16 protein-coding genes are annotated in these 15647 nt (G+C 60.2%); 3 read left to right on the forward strand and 13 right to left on the reverse strand.

All coding sequences use genetic code 11. The annotated features are described in order from the left end of the window. On the forward strand, window positions 1–1102 hold a 1102-nt coding region (locus ACT67G_RS07320), incomplete at its 5' end, for a carbon starvation CstA family protein (RefSeq protein ID WP_443663804.1). Between the two features lie 124 nt (window positions 1103–1226). On the opposite strand, the gene ACT67G_RS07325 is transcribed toward ACT67G_RS07320, so the two are convergent. The 12 genes from ACT67G_RS07325 to ACT67G_RS07380 all read right to left on the reverse strand — a co-directional run bounded on the left by ACT67G_RS07325 (window position 1227) and on the right by ACT67G_RS07380 (window position 12179). After that, a complete protein-coding gene (locus ACT67G_RS07325) occupies window positions 1227–2087 on the reverse strand; it encodes a ZIP family metal transporter (RefSeq protein WP_325245292.1) in 861 nt (286 codons plus the stop codon). 111 nt (window positions 2088–2198) lie between these two features. Next, window positions 2199–4142, reverse strand: a complete 1944-nt coding sequence (locus ACT67G_RS07330; RefSeq protein ID WP_443663806.1) for a complex I subunit 5 family protein — start codon at window positions 4140–4142, stop codon at window positions 2199–2201. A gap of 12 nt (window positions 4143–4154) precedes the next feature. Then, on the reverse strand, window positions 4155–5645 hold the full coding sequence (locus ACT67G_RS07335; protein ID WP_443663808.1) for a complex I subunit 5 family protein: 1491 nt from the start codon (window positions 5643–5645) through the stop codon (window positions 4155–4157). 25 nt (window positions 5646–5670) lie between these two features. Beyond that, complete coding sequence (locus ACT67G_RS07340; protein WP_443663810.1) at window positions 5671–7116, reverse strand: complex I subunit 5 family protein; 1446 nt, start codon at window positions 7114–7116, stop codon at window positions 5671–5673. A gap of 15 nt (window positions 7117–7131) precedes the next feature. Continuing rightward, window positions 7132–8646 carry a complex I subunit 5 family protein gene (locus tag ACT67G_RS07345; RefSeq protein ID WP_443663812.1) on the reverse strand — a complete coding sequence of 505 codons (1515 nt, stop codon included), beginning with the start codon at window positions 8644–8646 and terminating at the stop codon, window positions 7132–7134. Next, window positions 8646–9017 carry a sodium:proton antiporter gene (locus ACT67G_RS07350; protein WP_443663813.1) on the reverse strand — a complete coding sequence of 124 codons (372 nt, stop codon included), beginning with the start codon at window positions 9015–9017 and terminating at the stop codon, window positions 8646–8648. The genes ACT67G_RS07345 and ACT67G_RS07350 overlap by 1 nt, the downstream gene beginning before the upstream one ends. After that, window positions 9017–9913, reverse strand: coding sequence for a hydrogen gas-evolving membrane-bound hydrogenase subunit E (mbhE, locus tag ACT67G_RS07355; protein WP_443663814.1), 897 nt, complete (start codon window positions 9911–9913; stop codon window positions 9017–9019). Before mbhE ends, ACT67G_RS07350 begins: the two co-directional genes overlap by 1 nt. Continuing rightward, window positions 9906–10157, reverse strand: a complete 252-nt coding sequence (locus ACT67G_RS07360; RefSeq protein ID WP_325245306.1) for a hydrogenase subunit MbhD domain-containing protein — start codon at window positions 10155–10157, stop codon at window positions 9906–9908. The genes mbhE and ACT67G_RS07360 overlap by 8 nt, the downstream gene beginning before the upstream one ends. Further along, the gene (gene mnhG, locus ACT67G_RS07365) at window positions 10154–10477 is read right to left on the reverse strand and encodes a monovalent cation/H(+) antiporter subunit G (RefSeq protein ID WP_326215622.1); all 324 of its coding nucleotides are present in this window, start codon (window positions 10475–10477) and stop codon (window positions 10154–10156) included. The genes ACT67G_RS07360 and mnhG overlap by 4 nt, the downstream gene beginning before the upstream one ends. Next, entirely contained in the window at window positions 10467–10793 is a 327-nt protein-coding gene (locus ACT67G_RS07370) for a monovalent cation/H+ antiporter complex subunit F (protein ID WP_325247642.1), read from the reverse strand. The genes mnhG and ACT67G_RS07370 overlap by 11 nt, the downstream gene beginning before the upstream one ends. Next, on the reverse strand, window positions 10790–11254 hold the full coding sequence (locus tag ACT67G_RS07375) for a Na+/H+ antiporter subunit E (protein WP_325247643.1): 465 nt from the start codon (window positions 11252–11254) through the stop codon (window positions 10790–10792). Before ACT67G_RS07375 ends, ACT67G_RS07370 begins: the two co-directional genes overlap by 4 nt. Before the next feature lie 43 nt (window positions 11255–11297). Beyond that, window positions 11298–12179 carry a LysR family transcriptional regulator gene (locus tag ACT67G_RS07380; protein ID WP_325247644.1) on the reverse strand — a complete coding sequence of 294 codons (882 nt, stop codon included), beginning with the start codon at window positions 12177–12179 and terminating at the stop codon, window positions 11298–11300. A gap of 268 nt (window positions 12180–12447) precedes the next feature. On the opposite strand from ACT67G_RS07380, the gene ACT67G_RS07385 reads away from it, so the two are divergent. Continuing rightward, window positions 12448–13725, forward strand: coding sequence for a LysM peptidoglycan-binding domain-containing protein (locus ACT67G_RS07385; RefSeq protein ID WP_325247645.1), 1278 nt, complete (start codon window positions 12448–12450; stop codon window positions 13723–13725). An 86-nt stretch (window positions 13726–13811) separates the two neighbouring features. After that, window positions 13812–14543, forward strand: a complete 732-nt coding sequence (locus tag ACT67G_RS07390; RefSeq protein WP_325247646.1) for a hypothetical protein — start codon at window positions 13812–13814, stop codon at window positions 14541–14543. Window positions 14544–14584: 41 nt separating this feature from the next. Here ACT67G_RS07390 and ACT67G_RS07395 read toward each other — a convergent pair whose 3' ends face one another. Beyond that, window positions 14585–15646: an AAA family ATPase gene (locus ACT67G_RS07395; RefSeq protein ID WP_443663819.1), complete on the reverse strand. Its 1062-nt coding sequence runs from the start codon at window positions 15644–15646 to the stop codon at window positions 14585–14587. Between the last annotated feature and the right edge of the window lies 1 nt (window position 15647).

Raw genomic sequence — 15647 nt, forward strand, 5'->3', positions numbered from 1 at the left:
GTTCATCTACACCCCCGGCGACATCGCCGCCACCCAGGTCTTCAACTTCAGCGGCAAGGCCACGGATCCCACCACCTGGATCATTTACGGTGTCATCTTTGTCTATTATCTGATCGCCACCGTGTTCCCCATCGATGCCATCATCGGCCGCATCTATCCCATCTTCGGCGCCATCCTCCTGTTCTCTGCCGTGGGTGTGTTCTTCGGCCTCTTTATCCATGGCTATCCTCTGCTGAACCTGTGGGACGACTGGCACGGTGTTGCGTTTGACGCTTGGGCTGTGGATGCCGCTACCGGCGAGGAAGTAGCCTTCAGCTATGGTCAGTATTTCGACGCCAACCACTTCATCCCCATCTTCTTCATCACCGTGGCCTGCGGCATCCTCTCCGGCTTCCACTCCACCCAGACCGCTATCATCTCCCGTACCATGAAGAGCGAGCGTCAGGGCCGCATGACCTTCTACAACATGATGATCCTGGAAGGCTTCATCGCCATGATCTGGGCTGCCGGCGCCATGGGCGTTTACAACCTGGGCCTGCAGGAGGTCAACGCCTCTCTGGCCACCGGTACCATCGGTGTGGTCTGCAAGAACATCCTGGGCAATGCGGGCGGCGTCATCGCTCTGCTGGGCGTTATCGTCCTGCCCATCACCTCCGGTGATACGGCTCTGCGTGCCCTGCGTCTGGGCATCGCCGACGCCTTCCATCTGGATCAGAGCTCCAAGGCCAAGCGCCTGGGCCTCTCCGCCATCATCTTCGCGCTGGTGGCTGTGATCCTGGTGTACGCCAAGAGCGATCCCGCCGGTTTCAACACCCTGTGGCGTTACTTCGCCTGGTCCAACCAGACCCTGTCCCTGTTCGCCTTCCTGGGTATTTCCATCTGGATGTTTGAGAACGGCAAGGCCAAGTTCGTGTGGATGCCCCTGATCCCCGGCGCCTGGTATGCGTTCGTGACTGTCACTTACATCGCCAACGCCCAGATCGGCTTCCACATCCCCTGGAACATTGCCTACGTGGTGGGCGTTGTGGCTGCTGTTGCTTACGTTGCCGCCATCATCATCTACGGCAAGAAGCGCGCTGCCAGACTCCCCAGCATGAAGTAAAATCCTTTCAAACTCATCTCTCATAAAGGGAAGCCGCCGTGGATAAATTCCACGGCGGCTTCCCTTTTTCCGCCCTATGCAGCAAGAAGGCTTCCCTCTGATTTGGGAAGCCTTCTTACTGTATTTACGCATAGATAATGACAAGTCCTGTCAGCATCCCGATCACGGTAGCCAAAGCCGGCAGCTTGGACTGCCACATCAGGATGGATTCCGGCATCAACTCGCCGAAGACCACATACAGCATCGCGCCGGAGGCAAAGCTCAAAGACAAGGACAGAGCGGAGGGTCCCATTGTTCCCAGATAGAACCCCAAAATTGCACCCAGCACGGTAGGCGCCCCCGTAATCGCAGTCAGGGCAGCAGCCTTGCTCTTTCGCATCCCGCCGGAAATCAAAGGTACAGCCACGGCCATGCCCTCCGGCACGTTGTGCAGTCCGATCACCACCGCCATGACGATGCCTCCCCGGGAGAGCACCTGCTGCTGGGCGGACGTGGCAAAGGACGCGCCGATAACCATGCCCTCCGGCACATTATGTAAGGCAATGGCCGCCGCCATCACCAGTCCTGCCAGGAAGAGGCTGCCGTGGGACTGGCCTCCCTGCTCGTGGACCTGATAGTGATCGGCGTGGATCAATTCCTCCAGAGAATCTGCCGTCTTGGGGTGACTCTGGTCGATATGGGCCACCTCATGGTTGGTATCCCGGTCGATCCAGGCGTTAAGCAGATAAATGACGGCATATCCCAGCATCACGCCTACCGCCGCCAGCAGCAAATGGGTGTGGTCCGCAGTTCCCGCAGGAGCCACCGCCTCCGCCAACAGGTCAAAACATACCACCGCTGTCATCACGCCGGCAGCGAAACTCAGCAGCAGGCTGACCGTCCGGCTGGAATCCTTTCGGAACAGGCAGGACACCACGCCGCCCAATCCTGTCCCGCCCATACCGGCAGCCGCCGTGATGCAGACGATCTCCCAAAACAAATCCAATCGCATCCCTCCAGGTAGAGCAAAATAGGGAACCGAAAGTTACCGCAGGCTAACTTCCAGTTCCCTATCATAGACGCTCACAATAGGAAAGTCAATCCCGGATCACAGTCCTCAAAGCAGAATATATACCAGCAGGACAATGAGCCCCACACCAGCCAGCAGCAGGTCGAAGGAAAAGGTCTCCTCCACCAAAAAGCGCCGGGGTTTGCGCCCGTAGCTGCCGAAGTTTTCGTCATGCTTGGGGACGAAGATCCCCGGTGCCCGGGTGAAGAGAATCCGCTCACCCAGATAAACCACCAGATCTCCTGCAGAGGCGGCGATCCGGGCACACAGTGCCCCTGCAAAGGCCAGCCCCCGCAGAAGGGGACGGTAGACCCCATTTTCCAGATCCAGCCAGGAAGGCCAGCGATCCACATAGACCGCCTCTCCGTTCTCCCGGCGCATCAGCAGCCCCCGCACCACCAGCAGATAGACCGCCGCACCGATGCCCAGGGAAATACAAGCGCCCTTGAGATTGACCCAGGTGAAGTAGTGCACTGCATGACCGGGATCCGCCTGTAAAAACGCAGATGCCCACCGGGCCATGGGCTCCATGGCAATATTGGGGAAAATACCCAACACCAGCAGTGCCAAGGCACCGCAGGTCAGCGCCCCCGTAGTTCCCAGGGACATATACTCCCGGACAGCGGGCCTCTGCCCCACAGCCCGGGGAGAGACGAAGATAGCCACAAACAGCTTGGTCATATAGGCCGCCGTCAATCCGCCGGAGATCAGGAACAGCCACTCCACCGCCTGGAACATCCCGGCGGCAGCGCCCTCATGCTCCAGCAGGTGGATATACTCCACAATGCTCTCGTGGAGCAGCGTCTTGCTGACATAACCGGAAAAGCCCGGAACGCCTGCAATGGAGGCCGCCCCTGCGAAAAAGACCGCTTTCAGCCAGGGCTTGTTGCGGCCCCAGCCCCGGATGTCGTTCAGGTTCAGGGAGTGGGTGCCCACATAGATGACACCGGCAGAGACAAACAGCACCAGCTTGATCAGGGAGTGGTTGAGCATGTGCAGCACCGTGCCCCAGGCCGCCAGGGCATTCTCCCCGGTCAAAAACCCCTGCATGGCCACGCCCACCAGAATAAACCCGATCTGGGACATGGAAGAACAGGCCAGGGTCCGTTTCAGATCCACGGAGAACACACCCAGTACCGCACCCAGCACCATGGTCACAACGCCCAGTGCCAGCACCACGGTATTCCAAGGCAGATCCGCCGCCAGCAGAAACCGGGAGATGATCAAACCCCCGAAGACACCGCTCTTGGTCAGGATACCCGACAGCAGGGCCGAAGCAGGCGCCGGCGCCACCGGATGGGCCTTGGGCAGCCAGATGTGCAGGGGATACATGCCCGCTTTGGCGCCGAAGCCCACCAGGCAGCAGCCTCCGGCAGCGTAAAGCGCTCCCCGCTTTTCCGGCGGCAGAGCCGCCGCAGCCCCGGCCAGCTGATCCAGGGCCAGTGTTCCCAAAAGATGCTGCAAAAGCAGGATGCCCGCCAGCAGAACCATACCGCCGATCACCGCCACCGCCAGGTAAGTCTCCGCTGCCCGCAGAGCCTCTCCCGTCTCGTTCTGGGCCACCCACACATAGGAGGCCATGGACATCATCTCAAAAAAGACGAACAGGGTAAAGAGATCCCCTGCCAGGAACACGCCCATGAGGGCCCCCTCCGTCAGCAGCCAGAAAAAGTAATACCGGCTGCACCCCTCTGCAGAGGCAAAATAGGATGGGCTGGCCAGGCCGGTAGCGCACCACAGCAGGGCCGATACCAGCGCCAGCAGCGTCTGCAGGGAGCCCGCCTCCAACGTGAGGCCCATACCGCACACATGGGGCAGCGTCACGCTTGCTCCAGGCACCAACAACAGGCAGAGCGCTGCCGCGAGCTCCACGGCGGGTACAATTTGGATCCAGAGGTTGCGTCCCTGGCGGCTGCGGTTGCGCAGAGGCCGTACGGCAAAGGCCGCCGCCATGGGAAACAGAATGAGAAAAATCAACAAGAACCGTTCCATGACTCGCCTCCCTTACACAACACCCCGGCTCACCAGCTGCAAAAAGCCGATGACCTGATTGGAGCAAAGCGCCAGCACCACACCGGACGCCGCTAAAATCACCAGCGGCACCGTCATGGTCCTGCCGGGATTATGCACCTTAGCCAGCATGGCGGTGTCCAGCTCGCCAATGGGGAAGTACGCCCGGGCCACAATGGTAATGAGATAGAGGGTTGTCAGCAGCGTGGAGAGGATCAAGGCCGCAATCCCCACATAGGCCAGGGTATTTCCGGAAGCCACTGCCGCCTCGGAGATCATCCATTTTCCCGCGAAGCCGCCCAGGGGCGGCACGCCGATCAGGCCGAAAGACACCACGGTAAATACCCCGAACACCACCGGCATCACCCGTCCAAAATCCTCCAGGTCGTAGACATACTCCTTGCCGCTGCAATGAATGATGGCGCCGGCGCAGCAGAACATGGTGATCTTGATAAAGGCATGATAAACCATGTGGGTCATGCCGCCCACCATGCCCGCGGGGCTCATCAGCGTAAAGGCAAAGAGGATATAGGAGAGGTTGCTGACGGTGGAAAAGGCCAGCCGCCGCTTCAGATGGGGGGTACGCAGCGCCCGGGCGGATCCGTAGACGATGGTGACGATGGTTCCCGTCATCACCACAGCCTGGGCCCAGGTACCGTGGAGGAAATCCGCGCCGAAGCCGAAGTAGATCAGCCGCAGCACTGCAAAGGCGCCTGCCTTTACTACGGCCACCGCGTGGAGCAGGGCGCTCACCGGGGTAGGAGCCACAGAGGCGTCCGGCAGCCAGCCATGGAAGGGAAAGATGGCCGCTTTCACGCCGAAGCCGAAAAACGCTGCGGTGAATACCAGCAGCAGTGTGTCCTCCTGCCCCACCACCAGATTGGGATCCAATACACCGCCATAGGTGAAGTTCAGATGCCCCACGCCATAGTTGAGCAAAAACACCAGCCCGATGAAGGCAAAGGCCGCGCCGGAAAGGGAGTAGATCACGTATTTGCGCCCGGCATACCGTGCCTTTTCATCCATGGAGTGCATCACCAAGGGCAGCGTCGTCAGCGTCAGCAGCTCATAAAAGAGATATAGGGACAAAAAGTCCTCGGAATATGCAACACCCAGCACCACGCCGTAGGCCATGAGCCAGAAGGCGAAAAAGCGGCTCTCATGCCCCTCGTGGGACATGTAGTCCAGGGCATATACCGTCACCAGAGGCCACAGGCAGGAGACGATAGCGCCGTATACCATGGATGCCCCGTCGATCCGCAGGGAGATGGAGAACGCCTCGGAAAAACGCACCAGGATGCAGGCCAGCAGATCTCCCCCATGCTGGTATGTCAGGACGATGCACAAAAAGGACAGGGCGGAGGTCAGCAGACACGCCGCCATGATATAGATGCTGCGCACCCGGCGGTTGACGGGATGCCAGATCAAAAGGCCCAGTCCCAGCAGGATAGGCGCCAATATGGGGAAAGTCAACAGCCGGTACACGGGCACACCTCTTCTCTTTTCATGTTCAGAACATTCCTCCCGCCAGTTCCCCCAGCCATTCCATCAGTCCGCCGGGGAACAGGCCCAGCAGCAGCGCCGCCGCTACGAAAACGATCATGGGCCAGAGCATCTGAGGCCCCACCTCCCGGCGCTCCACGATGAAGTCCCGGCCGGGGAAAAAGCCCCGGGTCACAATGGGCAGCAGATACCCGGCAGTCAGCACCGCCGAGAGCATCAGCACCACCAGTCCCGCAATGGCAAAGAGGCTGCCGCTGTCCAGCCCTGCGCTGAGCAGATACCACTTACTGACAAAGCCCGCCAGGGGAGGGATCCCGATCAGGGACAGTGCCGCCAAGGTAAAGCACCACATGGTGGTTGGCATCCGCCTGCCAATGCCCCGCAGCTGATCCACCCGGGTATAGTTGGTGGAGAGGATCACAGCGCCCGCCGCCAGGAACAGTGTATCCTTGGCCAGCGCGTGGAACACCATCTGCAAAAGGGCCGCCTGAACTCCCGCCGGTGTCAGCAGCAGCAATCCGAAGAGCACATAGGAGACCTGGCTCACCGTGGAGTAAGCCAGCCGCCGCTTGAACTGGTGATCCCGGTAGGCCAGCATAGACCCCACGAACACCGTGCACAGAGCCAAAACCATCAACACGATGATGGGCCAGCTGCCCCGGAGGAAATCCGCGCCGAACATGTAGTAGGTCACCCGGATCACTGCCAGGACGCCGCCCTTGGTAATGACGCCGGAGAGGACTGCCGACGCCGGAGCCGGCGCCACGGGATGGGCGGCCGGCAGCCAGGACTGCATGGGCATCATGCCCGCCTTGGCGCCGAAGCCCACGATCATCAGGCAGTACACCACCAGCAGCAGCTCCCGGTGCTCCGCTGCCCGGACGGGATCCACGGCGCCTCCGGCCACGAAGTCCGGCACTGCCAGATAGTAGGCCACGAAGAAGTAGCCAGCCAGCGCCATGCCCGCGCCGAAGACGGAGTAGCCCAGGTACTTGAAGCCCGCCCGCCGGGAGGCTGCCGTGGCGTTGTGGAGCACCAAAGGCACCGTCAGCAGGCTCATGAGCTCAAAGAACATATAGAAGGTAACGAAATTAGCGGACAGCGCCAGCCCCATCAGGATCCCCAAAGCCATGGTGTAAAAGCCCAAGAAGCTCTGTTCCCCGCCGGCATGGCGGATATAGGGGAAGGAAAACACCAGCACCGGCGCCCAAATACAGGCCACCAGCACCATAAAGAACTTGGCCAGCTGATCGCTGCAAAGGGCCATCCGCAGCTCTCCCTGGATGGTCAGCAGCTCCAGGGACTGCTGGGGCATCCAGCACACCGCCAGGGCCAAAAGGGCCGTAGCCGCCACCAGGGTCAACGTCAGCCGGTTGCGTACAGATTCTGTTTTTTGCCGGAACACGAAGATGCCCCCCACCAGGGGCAGCAAAATGGGTGCAAGCAGCAGCATGGATGTTCTCTCCGATCAAATGAGTCTCACACCGGTTTCAATCACGGCGGTAATGGGATGGTAGAAGATTCCCAGGACGAAAATACCCGCCATCAAAATCAGGGCCGCGGCAGTAAAGGAGTGGTCAAAGGCCGTCTCCGACGGCTGGATGTCCGCCAGGATCTGCCGCTCATCCTCCTCGGGCGGCTTGACCCAGATGGCCAGCAGGGCCGGCACATAGTACAGGGCATTGAGCACCGTGGAAAGGGCGATGGTCAGCAGGATCAGTGCCGTCTTCCCCGTAGGCAGGGCCGCGTTGGCAAAGTACAGCTTGGAGACGAAGCCTCCGAAAAGGGGGATGCCGATCATGGACAGGGCGCCTACGGTAAAGCCCGCACCGGCCACGATATCCCGGTACGCGCTGCCCCGCAGGTTTTTGAGGCTCTTGTGGTGGCCGCTGACGGCGCTGAGCCGTCCCGCGCAGGCAAAAAGCAGCGGCTTGCAGCAGGCATGGACCAGGATATGGAAGCAGGAAGCCACCACGCCCGCCAAGGTACCCAGTCCCAGGCCCATGAAGATATAGCCGATCTGCGCCACGGAGGAGTAAGCCAGCATCCGTTTGATGTGGTGCTCCCGCATAGCCCCCAGGGAACCGAAGATCATGCCCAGCACACCGAAGAGCAGCAGGATGTTGCTCACGCCCAGACTGGCCGTCAGCTCCACGGAGAACACCCGCACCACCATGGTCATGAGAAGGGCGATATATCCCTTGAGCACCAGGCCGGACAAAATGGCGGAGGACGCCGTGGTCGCGCCGCCGTGGGCATCCGGCAGCCACAGGTGGAAGGGGAACATGGCGCTTTTGATGCCAAGGCCCCCCACGATGAGGCCCACGGATATCAGCAGAGGCGTATGATAAGCGCCGGAAGCCGTCAGCTCTGCAATCTCCTCAGAAAGCGACGGCATCAGGAGATATCCGGTAATGCTGTTGAGGAGAGTCAGCCCGATGAGATAGAGCCCCGAGCCCAACAGGCTCATGAAAAGATAGCGGATGGTGGCCACCAGATTGGGGCCGTTGTCCTTGGCCATTACCAGGGCACAGGCGGCGATGGTGCTGATCTCGATAAAGACGTACCCGGTGAAAACGTCATTGGTATACACCAGGGACAAAAGAGACGCCGTCAGCAGGTTCACCATGGTGCAGTAAAAGCGCAGCTTCTCCGGCAGCACGTCGTGGAAAAGATCCCGCTTCCCCCCTGCCAGAGACAGGGCCATCACCGCGGCGAACACGGTGGCCAGCAGCGCCTGCCAGGGGCCGCACTTGATGGCGTTGCCGTAGGGGGCGATGAACCGGCCCATGGTGTATGTAAAGCTCAGCTGGTTTTCCACGGTATAGATCAGAACCACGCCGGAGAGGACGGCGATCACTGCGCACACAGCCACCGTCAGCCGGTAGGTCTTGCGCCCGTCAGAAAAGGCTCCGCACAGGATCCCCGTCAAAATTGCCAGGAAGATACACACAAAGGGGAGGTTTTCCGCAAAGGGGCGCATCACTCCTCCTCCTTCCTGCTCTGTTCCAGCAGATCCCGCAGCACCACCGTGCCATACTGCCGGTAGATCCGCTGGATCAGGGCCAGGGAAAAGGCCGTGATGCTCACAGACACCACAATGCCTGTCAGTACCAGGCCGCTGGGAATGGGGTTGATATACAGGGGATCAAAGCCCCGGTCTCCCACAATGGGGGCGATGCCGCCGTCGATATAGCCCAGGGAGGCCAGCAGCAAAAACACGGCGGAATCCATGATGTTGAAGCCGATGACCTTTTTCACCAGGTTCTGCTGGAGCAGCAGATTCATAAATCCGATGCCGAAGAGCAGCACGGCCACCACGGCGAACCGGTTTTGCAAAATGGTATCCAGCATCAGATCTCTCCTCTCGCAAACAGGGCGTAGAACCCGTACACCGTGCAGGCCACCACCAGTCCCACCGCCATGTCGATCAGCAAAATCATGCCCTCCAGATAATTGGGCAGGCCGTTGGCGCCGATGAAGATATAGGCGCCGTACAAAAGGGCGTAGAGCACCAAGCAAAAGGTGCGGGCGGCACTGTAAATCTGGCGGTTCATGATGATCCGGACCCGCCGGGGGCCGAAAGCGCAGGAAAAGAGGATCAGCCCTGCCCCCAGAATGGCACCGCCGGAAAAGCCGCCTCCCGGTGAAACCTCGCCGTTGAGCAGCACATAGATAGCAAAGAGAAAGATGAAGGGCGTCAGGATCAGACCCGCCTGACGCAAGATCACATCCCCGTGCTGCTCCAGCACGGCATCCTCCCGGGCCAGCCGCTCCAGATCCCGCTCATCGGTGTTCTTTTTGTCCCGCAGCAGCAGCATCATGACGCTGGTCACTGCCAAAAACAGCACGCAGCTCTCTCCCAGGGTATCAAAGCCCCGGTAGCTGATGATCATGGCGGTAACGGCGTTGGATGCGCCGGTCTCCTCCTCGCCGTATTCCAGATAGTGCTCGGAAACCTCGTTGTTGGTGGGATTGTCCGCCTCACCGAACTTAGGCATCTCCAGCACCGCCAGCAGCATAATGGCCACCAGCGCCACACAGATCCCCGCCGCCGCAATGGGATACCAGTTGAAAAAATTCTTCAGCCGCCGCTTCTCCCGGGTCTCAAACTCCTGATCCGTGGGACGGCTGAAGCGATGGGGGTGGCGCTCCATCACAAAGAGGGAGCGGTCCTTGGGCTCCCGTTCCCCATCCACCCAGATTACAAGGCGCTGACGCCAGGACTGCTTGTTGTCTTCCTTACGCATGCTTGTCATCCTTCAACGCATGGATCTTCTTCAAAGTCAGGAAAAAGAGGATGCTGGTGACGCCCGCGCCCACAGCGGCCTCGGTAATGGCCAGGTCCGGTGTCTGCAAAAGGCTCCACAGCACCGCCATCTGCAAGGAGAGGGCCGTGTAGACGATGACGGTGTTCAAAAGCCGCCGGCACAGCGGCGCCGCGATAGCGCAGACCAGGATGCCCACCAGCAAAATATACTGCAGGACGATCATCGCTCCTCCACCTCACATTCCTTTTCAATGTCGGAGATGGTAGAAACCTCCATCTCCGCGATGAGATGGCTGGCCACAGGGCTGGTCAGCCACAAAAAGAGGAAAATCAGCAGTGTCTTGGCAGCCGACAGCGTCCAGCCGTGGAGAAAAATCAAACCGATGAGGATGCAGAAGATCCCCAGGGCGTCTCCCACGGCGGCCGCGTGCATGCGGTTGAGCACGTAGTCCAATCGGAACAGGCCCAGCACGGCGGAGAAGAACACAAATACGCCGAAGGCCAGAAAAACCAGGCCAATTACACACAACACATTATGTACCATGCCGTTTTCCCCCCTGCCGGGACAGTTCCCGTCTGTTTTGATGCCGGGCGCGGCGGCTGAGCACCAGCCGGGACACCACCACTACCGTCAAAAAGTTCAGCAGGGCGTATACCAGCGCCACATCCACCAAAAAATCCTCCCGCAGCCGTACCGCCAGGATGGCCAGCTCCGCCACTACCAGCGTGCCCACCACATTCACCGCGATGATGCGGTCTGTAAAGCGGGGGCCCCGTACAGCCCGCACCAGTGCCGCCAGAATCAGCAATGCCAGCAGCACCGCCGCCCCGGAGAGGGCCGCGTCTGTCACCCTTGTCATACCTGCTCCTCCAGCTTCTCAAGCTTTTCCTGGAATACGCTCTTCTCGATACCCTCCGCCAAAGAGGCGTCCAGGGCGTGGACGCAGAAGCGCCCGTCCTCCGCCGCCACCGTGATGGTGCCGGCTGTCAGCGTGATGGAATTGGCCAGCAGGGCCCGCAGCCGGTCAGACCGGAGGGACGTATCAAAATACACCAGCACAGGCCGCATGTTCCGTCCCCGGGTGTAGATGAGCCGCATCACCACAAAGCCCGCTTTGAGCATCTCCGCCACCAGATAGCAGATATACCGCAAAAAGGCCCACACGCTCCCGATACTTTTGCGGCCCAGCTTCCACCGGTAATCCAGCACCTTGCGGCAAAACCACGTCATCAGCGCCGAGGCGGCCAGCCCCCACAGGCAGGTGTGCATGGAAAGTTCTCCCGCCATCAGGATCCACAGCAGGAAAAACAGCACAAACATCGCTTCCGCCTCCCTCTCTCTTCAAACTCCGAACCGCCGGAGCTTACTTCTGTCCCAGCCGGGCCACATAGTCTTTCACATACCGCATGAAATTCTGCGTCACCGGCGAAGCCATGCGCGCCTGGGGTACGCCCATGCCCAGCATGCGGTACTGGGCGGGGGCCAGGGGAACAGCCACCGTGTCGTTTTTGTAATGGCGCAGCAGCAGCTCCGGCAAAATGGACACCCCCAGTCCCACCGTCACCATGGAGATGATGGCGTAATCCGTGCAGGCAGTGAAGCGGATGTGGGGATATTGCGGCAGCTTTTTCAGGATATGGTGCACCTCGTGGTCATAGCTGGCCAAGGGCAGGATAAACTGCTCCGCCATCAGGGCATCCAGGGGGATCTCCGCTTTCTTTGCCAAGGGGTGGTCTTTTGGGAAAATCGCCAGCAGCTGATCCCGGTACAGGGGAATCCACTCAAAATTGTGATCCTCTCCTCCTGCGTAAATGCACAGGTCTGCCTCCCGGTTTTCCATCATGGTGTCGATGACGTCGCAGCCATCCTCCTTGATCTGGATCTCCACATGGGGATAGTCCTGCTGAAACTCCCGGAGGATGTCCGGCAGCCAGTAAGTGGCTACACTGGGGAACGCCGCAATGCGGATGCGGCCGGTGTCCGCCCCCTTGATTTTGGAAATGTACTGCTCCAACGATTCATTGGTGCTCAGCAGGTGCCGGATGGTAGGCAGCAGCATCTCCCCCTCTGTATTGGGCATGATGCCGGAGGAAGTCCGGGTCATCAGGGGAAATCCCACCTCTTCCTCCAGCGACTGCATCATGTGACTGATGCCGGACTGGGTGTAGCCCAACTCCTCCGCCGCCTTGGAGAGGCTTCCCAGCTCCACCGCGCGGACAAACGCCTCATATTTCTTGATGTTCATGTACCTTCCTCCGGGGGGCAGGTCATTCCGCTCCCGCATATCCGCTCATACAAACTGGACATTCTCAAATAGCTATTTTTATGGTACCTTAACATAGGGGAAAAGGCAAGCAGATTTTCGTCCTTCCTCGCAGACATTTCCAATGGTTCTCTTTTCGCCCCTTTCGGGGCGCTTTTTTCATAAAATCCCCTCCCAAAGGAGGGGATTCTTTTTGTCATATGGGACGATTCCCCCTGCATACGTTTGCAGGAAAGGAGGAATGTTCCGCATGACGATCCATGTGGTGCGCTCTGGAGAAAGCGTTGCCTCCATCGCGGAAATCTACGGAGTGGATCCAGTCCGCCTGGCATCCGACAACAGTGTGCCGTCCTCCGGTGCCCTGGCGGTAGGACAGACGCTGGTGGTTCGTTTTCCCGCGCTGGTACATACGGTGCAGCCCGGAGAAACGCTGCAAGCAATCGCCTCCGCCTATGGCGTCACGGTCCGCAAGCTCTGGCAGAACAACTGGTCCCTTGGCGGCCAGTGGGCTCTGACACCCGGACAGCAGCTGGTGATCTCCTATGAGACGCAGCCTGACCGCAGCGGCGTTTTCAACGGCTACGCCTATCCCTTCATCGCCGAAACCCTGCTGGCCCAACAGCTGCCCTTCCTATCCTGCCTCTCGCCCTTTACCTACGGTATCACGGCAGAGGGAGGGCTGGTACCCCTGGAGGACCAGGCCCTGCGCAGGGCAGCGGAAGACCGGGGAGTGCACACCGTGCTGCACCTGTCCACGCTGACGGAGGACGGCCAGTTCGACACCCAGCGGGGCGCTCTGGTGCTGACGGACGAAGCCGTCCGCCGCCGCCTGACGGCGGAGCTGCTGGCGGTGCTGGAAGCCAAGGGCTACGCAGGCGTAGATGTGGACTTTGAGTACCTGCCCGGAGATCTGGCGGGGGCCTACGCGGGATTCCTGGCAGAGCTGCGGCAGCTGCTCTCCCCCCGGGGCGTGTTCCTCTGGGCGGCCCTGGCTCCCAAGACCTTTGCTGAGCAGCCCGGCCTTCTGTATGAAGGCCACAGCTACGGTGCCGTGGGCGCGGCGGTGGACGGGGTGCTGCTGATGACCTATGAGTGGGGCTACACCGCCGGCCCCCCTATGGCGGTGGCACCGCTGCCCAATGTCCGGGCGGTGCTGGACTACGCCGTTACGGAGATCCCCCGGGAAAAGATTTTGCTGGGCGTCCCCAACTACGGGTATGACTGGCCGCTGCCCTTTGTTCAGGGCGTCACCCGGGCCCGCTCCATCTCCAATCAGGAGGGCATCGATCTGGCCCTGCGCTACCGCATCGCCATCCAGTTTGACGACTCCGCCCAATCCCCCTACTTTTATTATACGGCGGAGGACGGCACCGTCCATGCCGTATGGTTTGAGGACGCCCGAAGCCTTTCCGCCAAGCTGTCGCTCATCTCGGAATACGGGTTGCTGGGAGCGGGCTTCTGGAATCTCATGCGCCCCTTCTCCCAGACCTGGCTGACTCTCTCGTCACTCTATGACATAGCGGATTAGACCGCTCTGCAAAATTTCCCCGTGTGGTTTTTCCCTCCGGTGTTGTATGATAAAATGAACAACATCGATAGAGAGGAGGGCCGGCCATGCACAGATCTCCCGCCCGGATTGCCGCTGTGCTCCTGGGCGCCATGTTTCTTCTTTTGACCTGGCTTTTGTATAAAGGAGACTTCTGGTCTCTGCACACACCGCAGCAAAAGGTGGACGCCATCGTGGAGTACGCCTCCGCGGAACCGGAGGACACCTCCAGCCTTAGAGCCGTCCTCCACCCGGAGGTGGTGTTTGACGAAACCATAGGCGACCGCCGCATCCTGGTTTTTACCGACACGGAGATTGACGGCCTTGTGGGCCAGATCCAGTTCCGCCGCGGGCTGCTGGGCGGCTGGCAGCCTCTCTCCGCCTCTTACCATGCAGGGGGCGTGATCCGGAGCACCGCTTTGAAAGACCGGAACATCCGTGTGGTCTACGCCGTGGACTGTCCGCCGGAAGTAGCTCATTATATGGTAGCGCCGGTGGAGAACCAGCCGGAGACCGTCATGGCAGAGGGGGATGTCACTGCCTCCCGCTTCTTCCACGTCTACAAGACGGACCGGGACTTCTTCCCCTCCATCTACCTCTACGATACCCAGGGAAATCTTCTGGACTCTGCGGACTACCTGGCCACGGATCAGAGCATCCCCTCCCCCTCCATCGGCTCCGCGGAGACGGATCTGGTGTACTGGTTCTGCGCCGTGCTGCTGGCGGTAGGCTATGTGATCGTCAAATACCTGTGGGATCTGGGAGGCCCATCTGCCAAAAAGGAGGAGACTGTCCCCTGACAGTCCCCTCCTTTTTCAATCTCTGCCCAAAACCGGCACGCTCAGGCCTTTCCCTCCCGGGGCACTGCCGCTGCTTCCACATCGGCGGCAGTAATCCCCATCAGATCCTCTTTTTCCACGTGATCCAGCTTGGCAATGCGGTTGGCCTGACACACCAGGATCCGTTCAAACAGATTCCGTACGCCCCGGGCGTTGCCGAAGGCCGCCGGATCCCGGGCCGCTTCCGCCAGCAGACGCTCCGCCGCCTCTCGGGCCTCAGGAGAGAGCTGGTAGCATGCCTTTTTGCACTGGCGCTCCAAAATCTCCAGCAGTTCCGGGGCGGTGTAGTCCGCAAAGTGCAAAAAGCGGTTGAACCGGGATTCCAGTCCCGGATTGGAGTGGATGAACCGCTCCATCAGCTCCTCATATCCCGCCACGATCACCACCAGGTCATCCCGGTGGTCCTCCATGGCCTTGAGAATGGTGTCGATGGCCTCCTGGCCGAAATCGTTTTCTCCGCCTCCGTTGAGAGCATAGGCCTCGTCGATGAACAGCACGCCCCCCAGGGCGGCGTCCACCACTTTTTTCGTCTTGATGGCGGTCTGACCCACGTAGCCTGCCACCAGGCCGCTGCGGTCTACCTCCACCAGCTGCCCCTTGGAGAGGATGCCCAGGGTGTGGTAAATCCGGGCCATCAGCCGGGCGATGGTGGTCTTGCCGGTGCCTGGGCTGCCGGAGAACACCATATGCAGGCTCAGATCAGCAGTGGGCAATCCATGCTCCCGGCGCAGGGCCTCCACCTTTGCCAGGTCAATGAGGTCGTGCACCTCCCGCTTTACCGCCTGCAAGCCGGTGTAACCATCCAGCTCCGAGAGCAGATCCTCCAGCTTTTCCGGTGCCGCCTGCTCTTCCTCCTGTTTGGGAGGGCGGACTGCCTGGGATTTTTCCATCTCCCGGGCATCGTTCTCCGGAGCAGACGATTTGGACGGCGTGGGAGCTGCCGGGGCCGGTGTTCCCCAGAAATCCATCCCCATGCGGCGGAGATTGTGCTCCGCCATGGTTCGGATCACCTCCATCTGTTCGGAGATGATCTGATCTTTTCTCCTGCGCTCATCGCGATCCATG

It is taken from the genome of Dysosmobacter sp., from assembly GCF_052306735.1.
GTDB lineage: Bacteria > Bacillota > Clostridia > Oscillospirales > Oscillospiraceae > Oscillibacter.

What these genes read in the sequence shown, in the direction of transcription:
- ACT67G_RS07330 (WP_443663806.1), bottom strand. Translation starts at nt 4,142, where the DNA reads ATGGAACGGTTCTTGTTGATTTTTCTCATTCTGTTTCCCATGGCGGCG.
- ACT67G_RS07340 (WP_443663810.1), bottom strand. Translation starts at nt 7,116, where the DNA reads ATGCTGCTGCTTGCACCCATTTTGCTGCCCCTGGTGGGGGGCATCTTC.
- ACT67G_RS07345 (WP_443663812.1), bottom strand. Translation starts at nt 8,646, where the DNA reads ATGCGCCCCTTTGCGGAAAACCTCCCCTTTGTGTGTATCTTCCTGGCA.
- ACT67G_RS07350 (WP_443663813.1), bottom strand. Translation starts at nt 9,017, where the DNA reads ATGCTGGATACCATTTTGCAAAACCGGTTCGCCGTGGTGGCCGTGCTG.
- mbhE (WP_443663814.1), bottom strand. Translation starts at nt 9,913, where the DNA reads ATGCGTAAGGAAGACAACAAGCAGTCCTGGCGTCAGCGCCTTGTAATC.
- ACT67G_RS07360 (WP_325245306.1), bottom strand. Translation starts at nt 10,157, where the DNA reads ATGATCGTCCTGCAGTATATTTTGCTGGTGGGCATCCTGGTCTGCGCT.
- mnhG (WP_326215622.1), bottom strand. Translation starts at nt 10,477, where the DNA reads ATGGTACATAATGTGTTGTGTGTAATTGGCCTGGTTTTTCTGGCCTTC.
- ACT67G_RS07370 (WP_325247642.1), bottom strand. Translation starts at nt 10,793, where the DNA reads ATGACAAGGGTGACAGACGCGGCCCTCTCCGGGGCGGCGGTGCTGCTG.
- ACT67G_RS07375 (WP_325247643.1), bottom strand. Translation starts at nt 11,254, where the DNA reads ATGTTTGTGCTGTTTTTCCTGCTGTGGATCCTGATGGCGGGAGAACTT.
- ACT67G_RS07380 (WP_325247644.1), bottom strand. Translation starts at nt 12,179, where the DNA reads ATGAACATCAAGAAATATGAGGCGTTTGTCCGCGCGGTGGAGCTGGGA.
- ACT67G_RS07385 (WP_325247645.1), top strand. Translation starts at nt 12,448, where the DNA reads ATGACGATCCATGTGGTGCGCTCTGGAGAAAGCGTTGCCTCCATCGCG.
- ACT67G_RS07390 (WP_325247646.1), top strand. Translation starts at nt 13,812, where the DNA reads ATGCACAGATCTCCCGCCCGGATTGCCGCTGTGCTCCTGGGCGCCATG.
- ACT67G_RS07395 (WP_443663819.1), bottom strand. Translation starts at nt 15,646, where the DNA reads ATGGATCGCGATGAGCGCAGGAGAAAAGATCAGATCATCTCCGAACAG.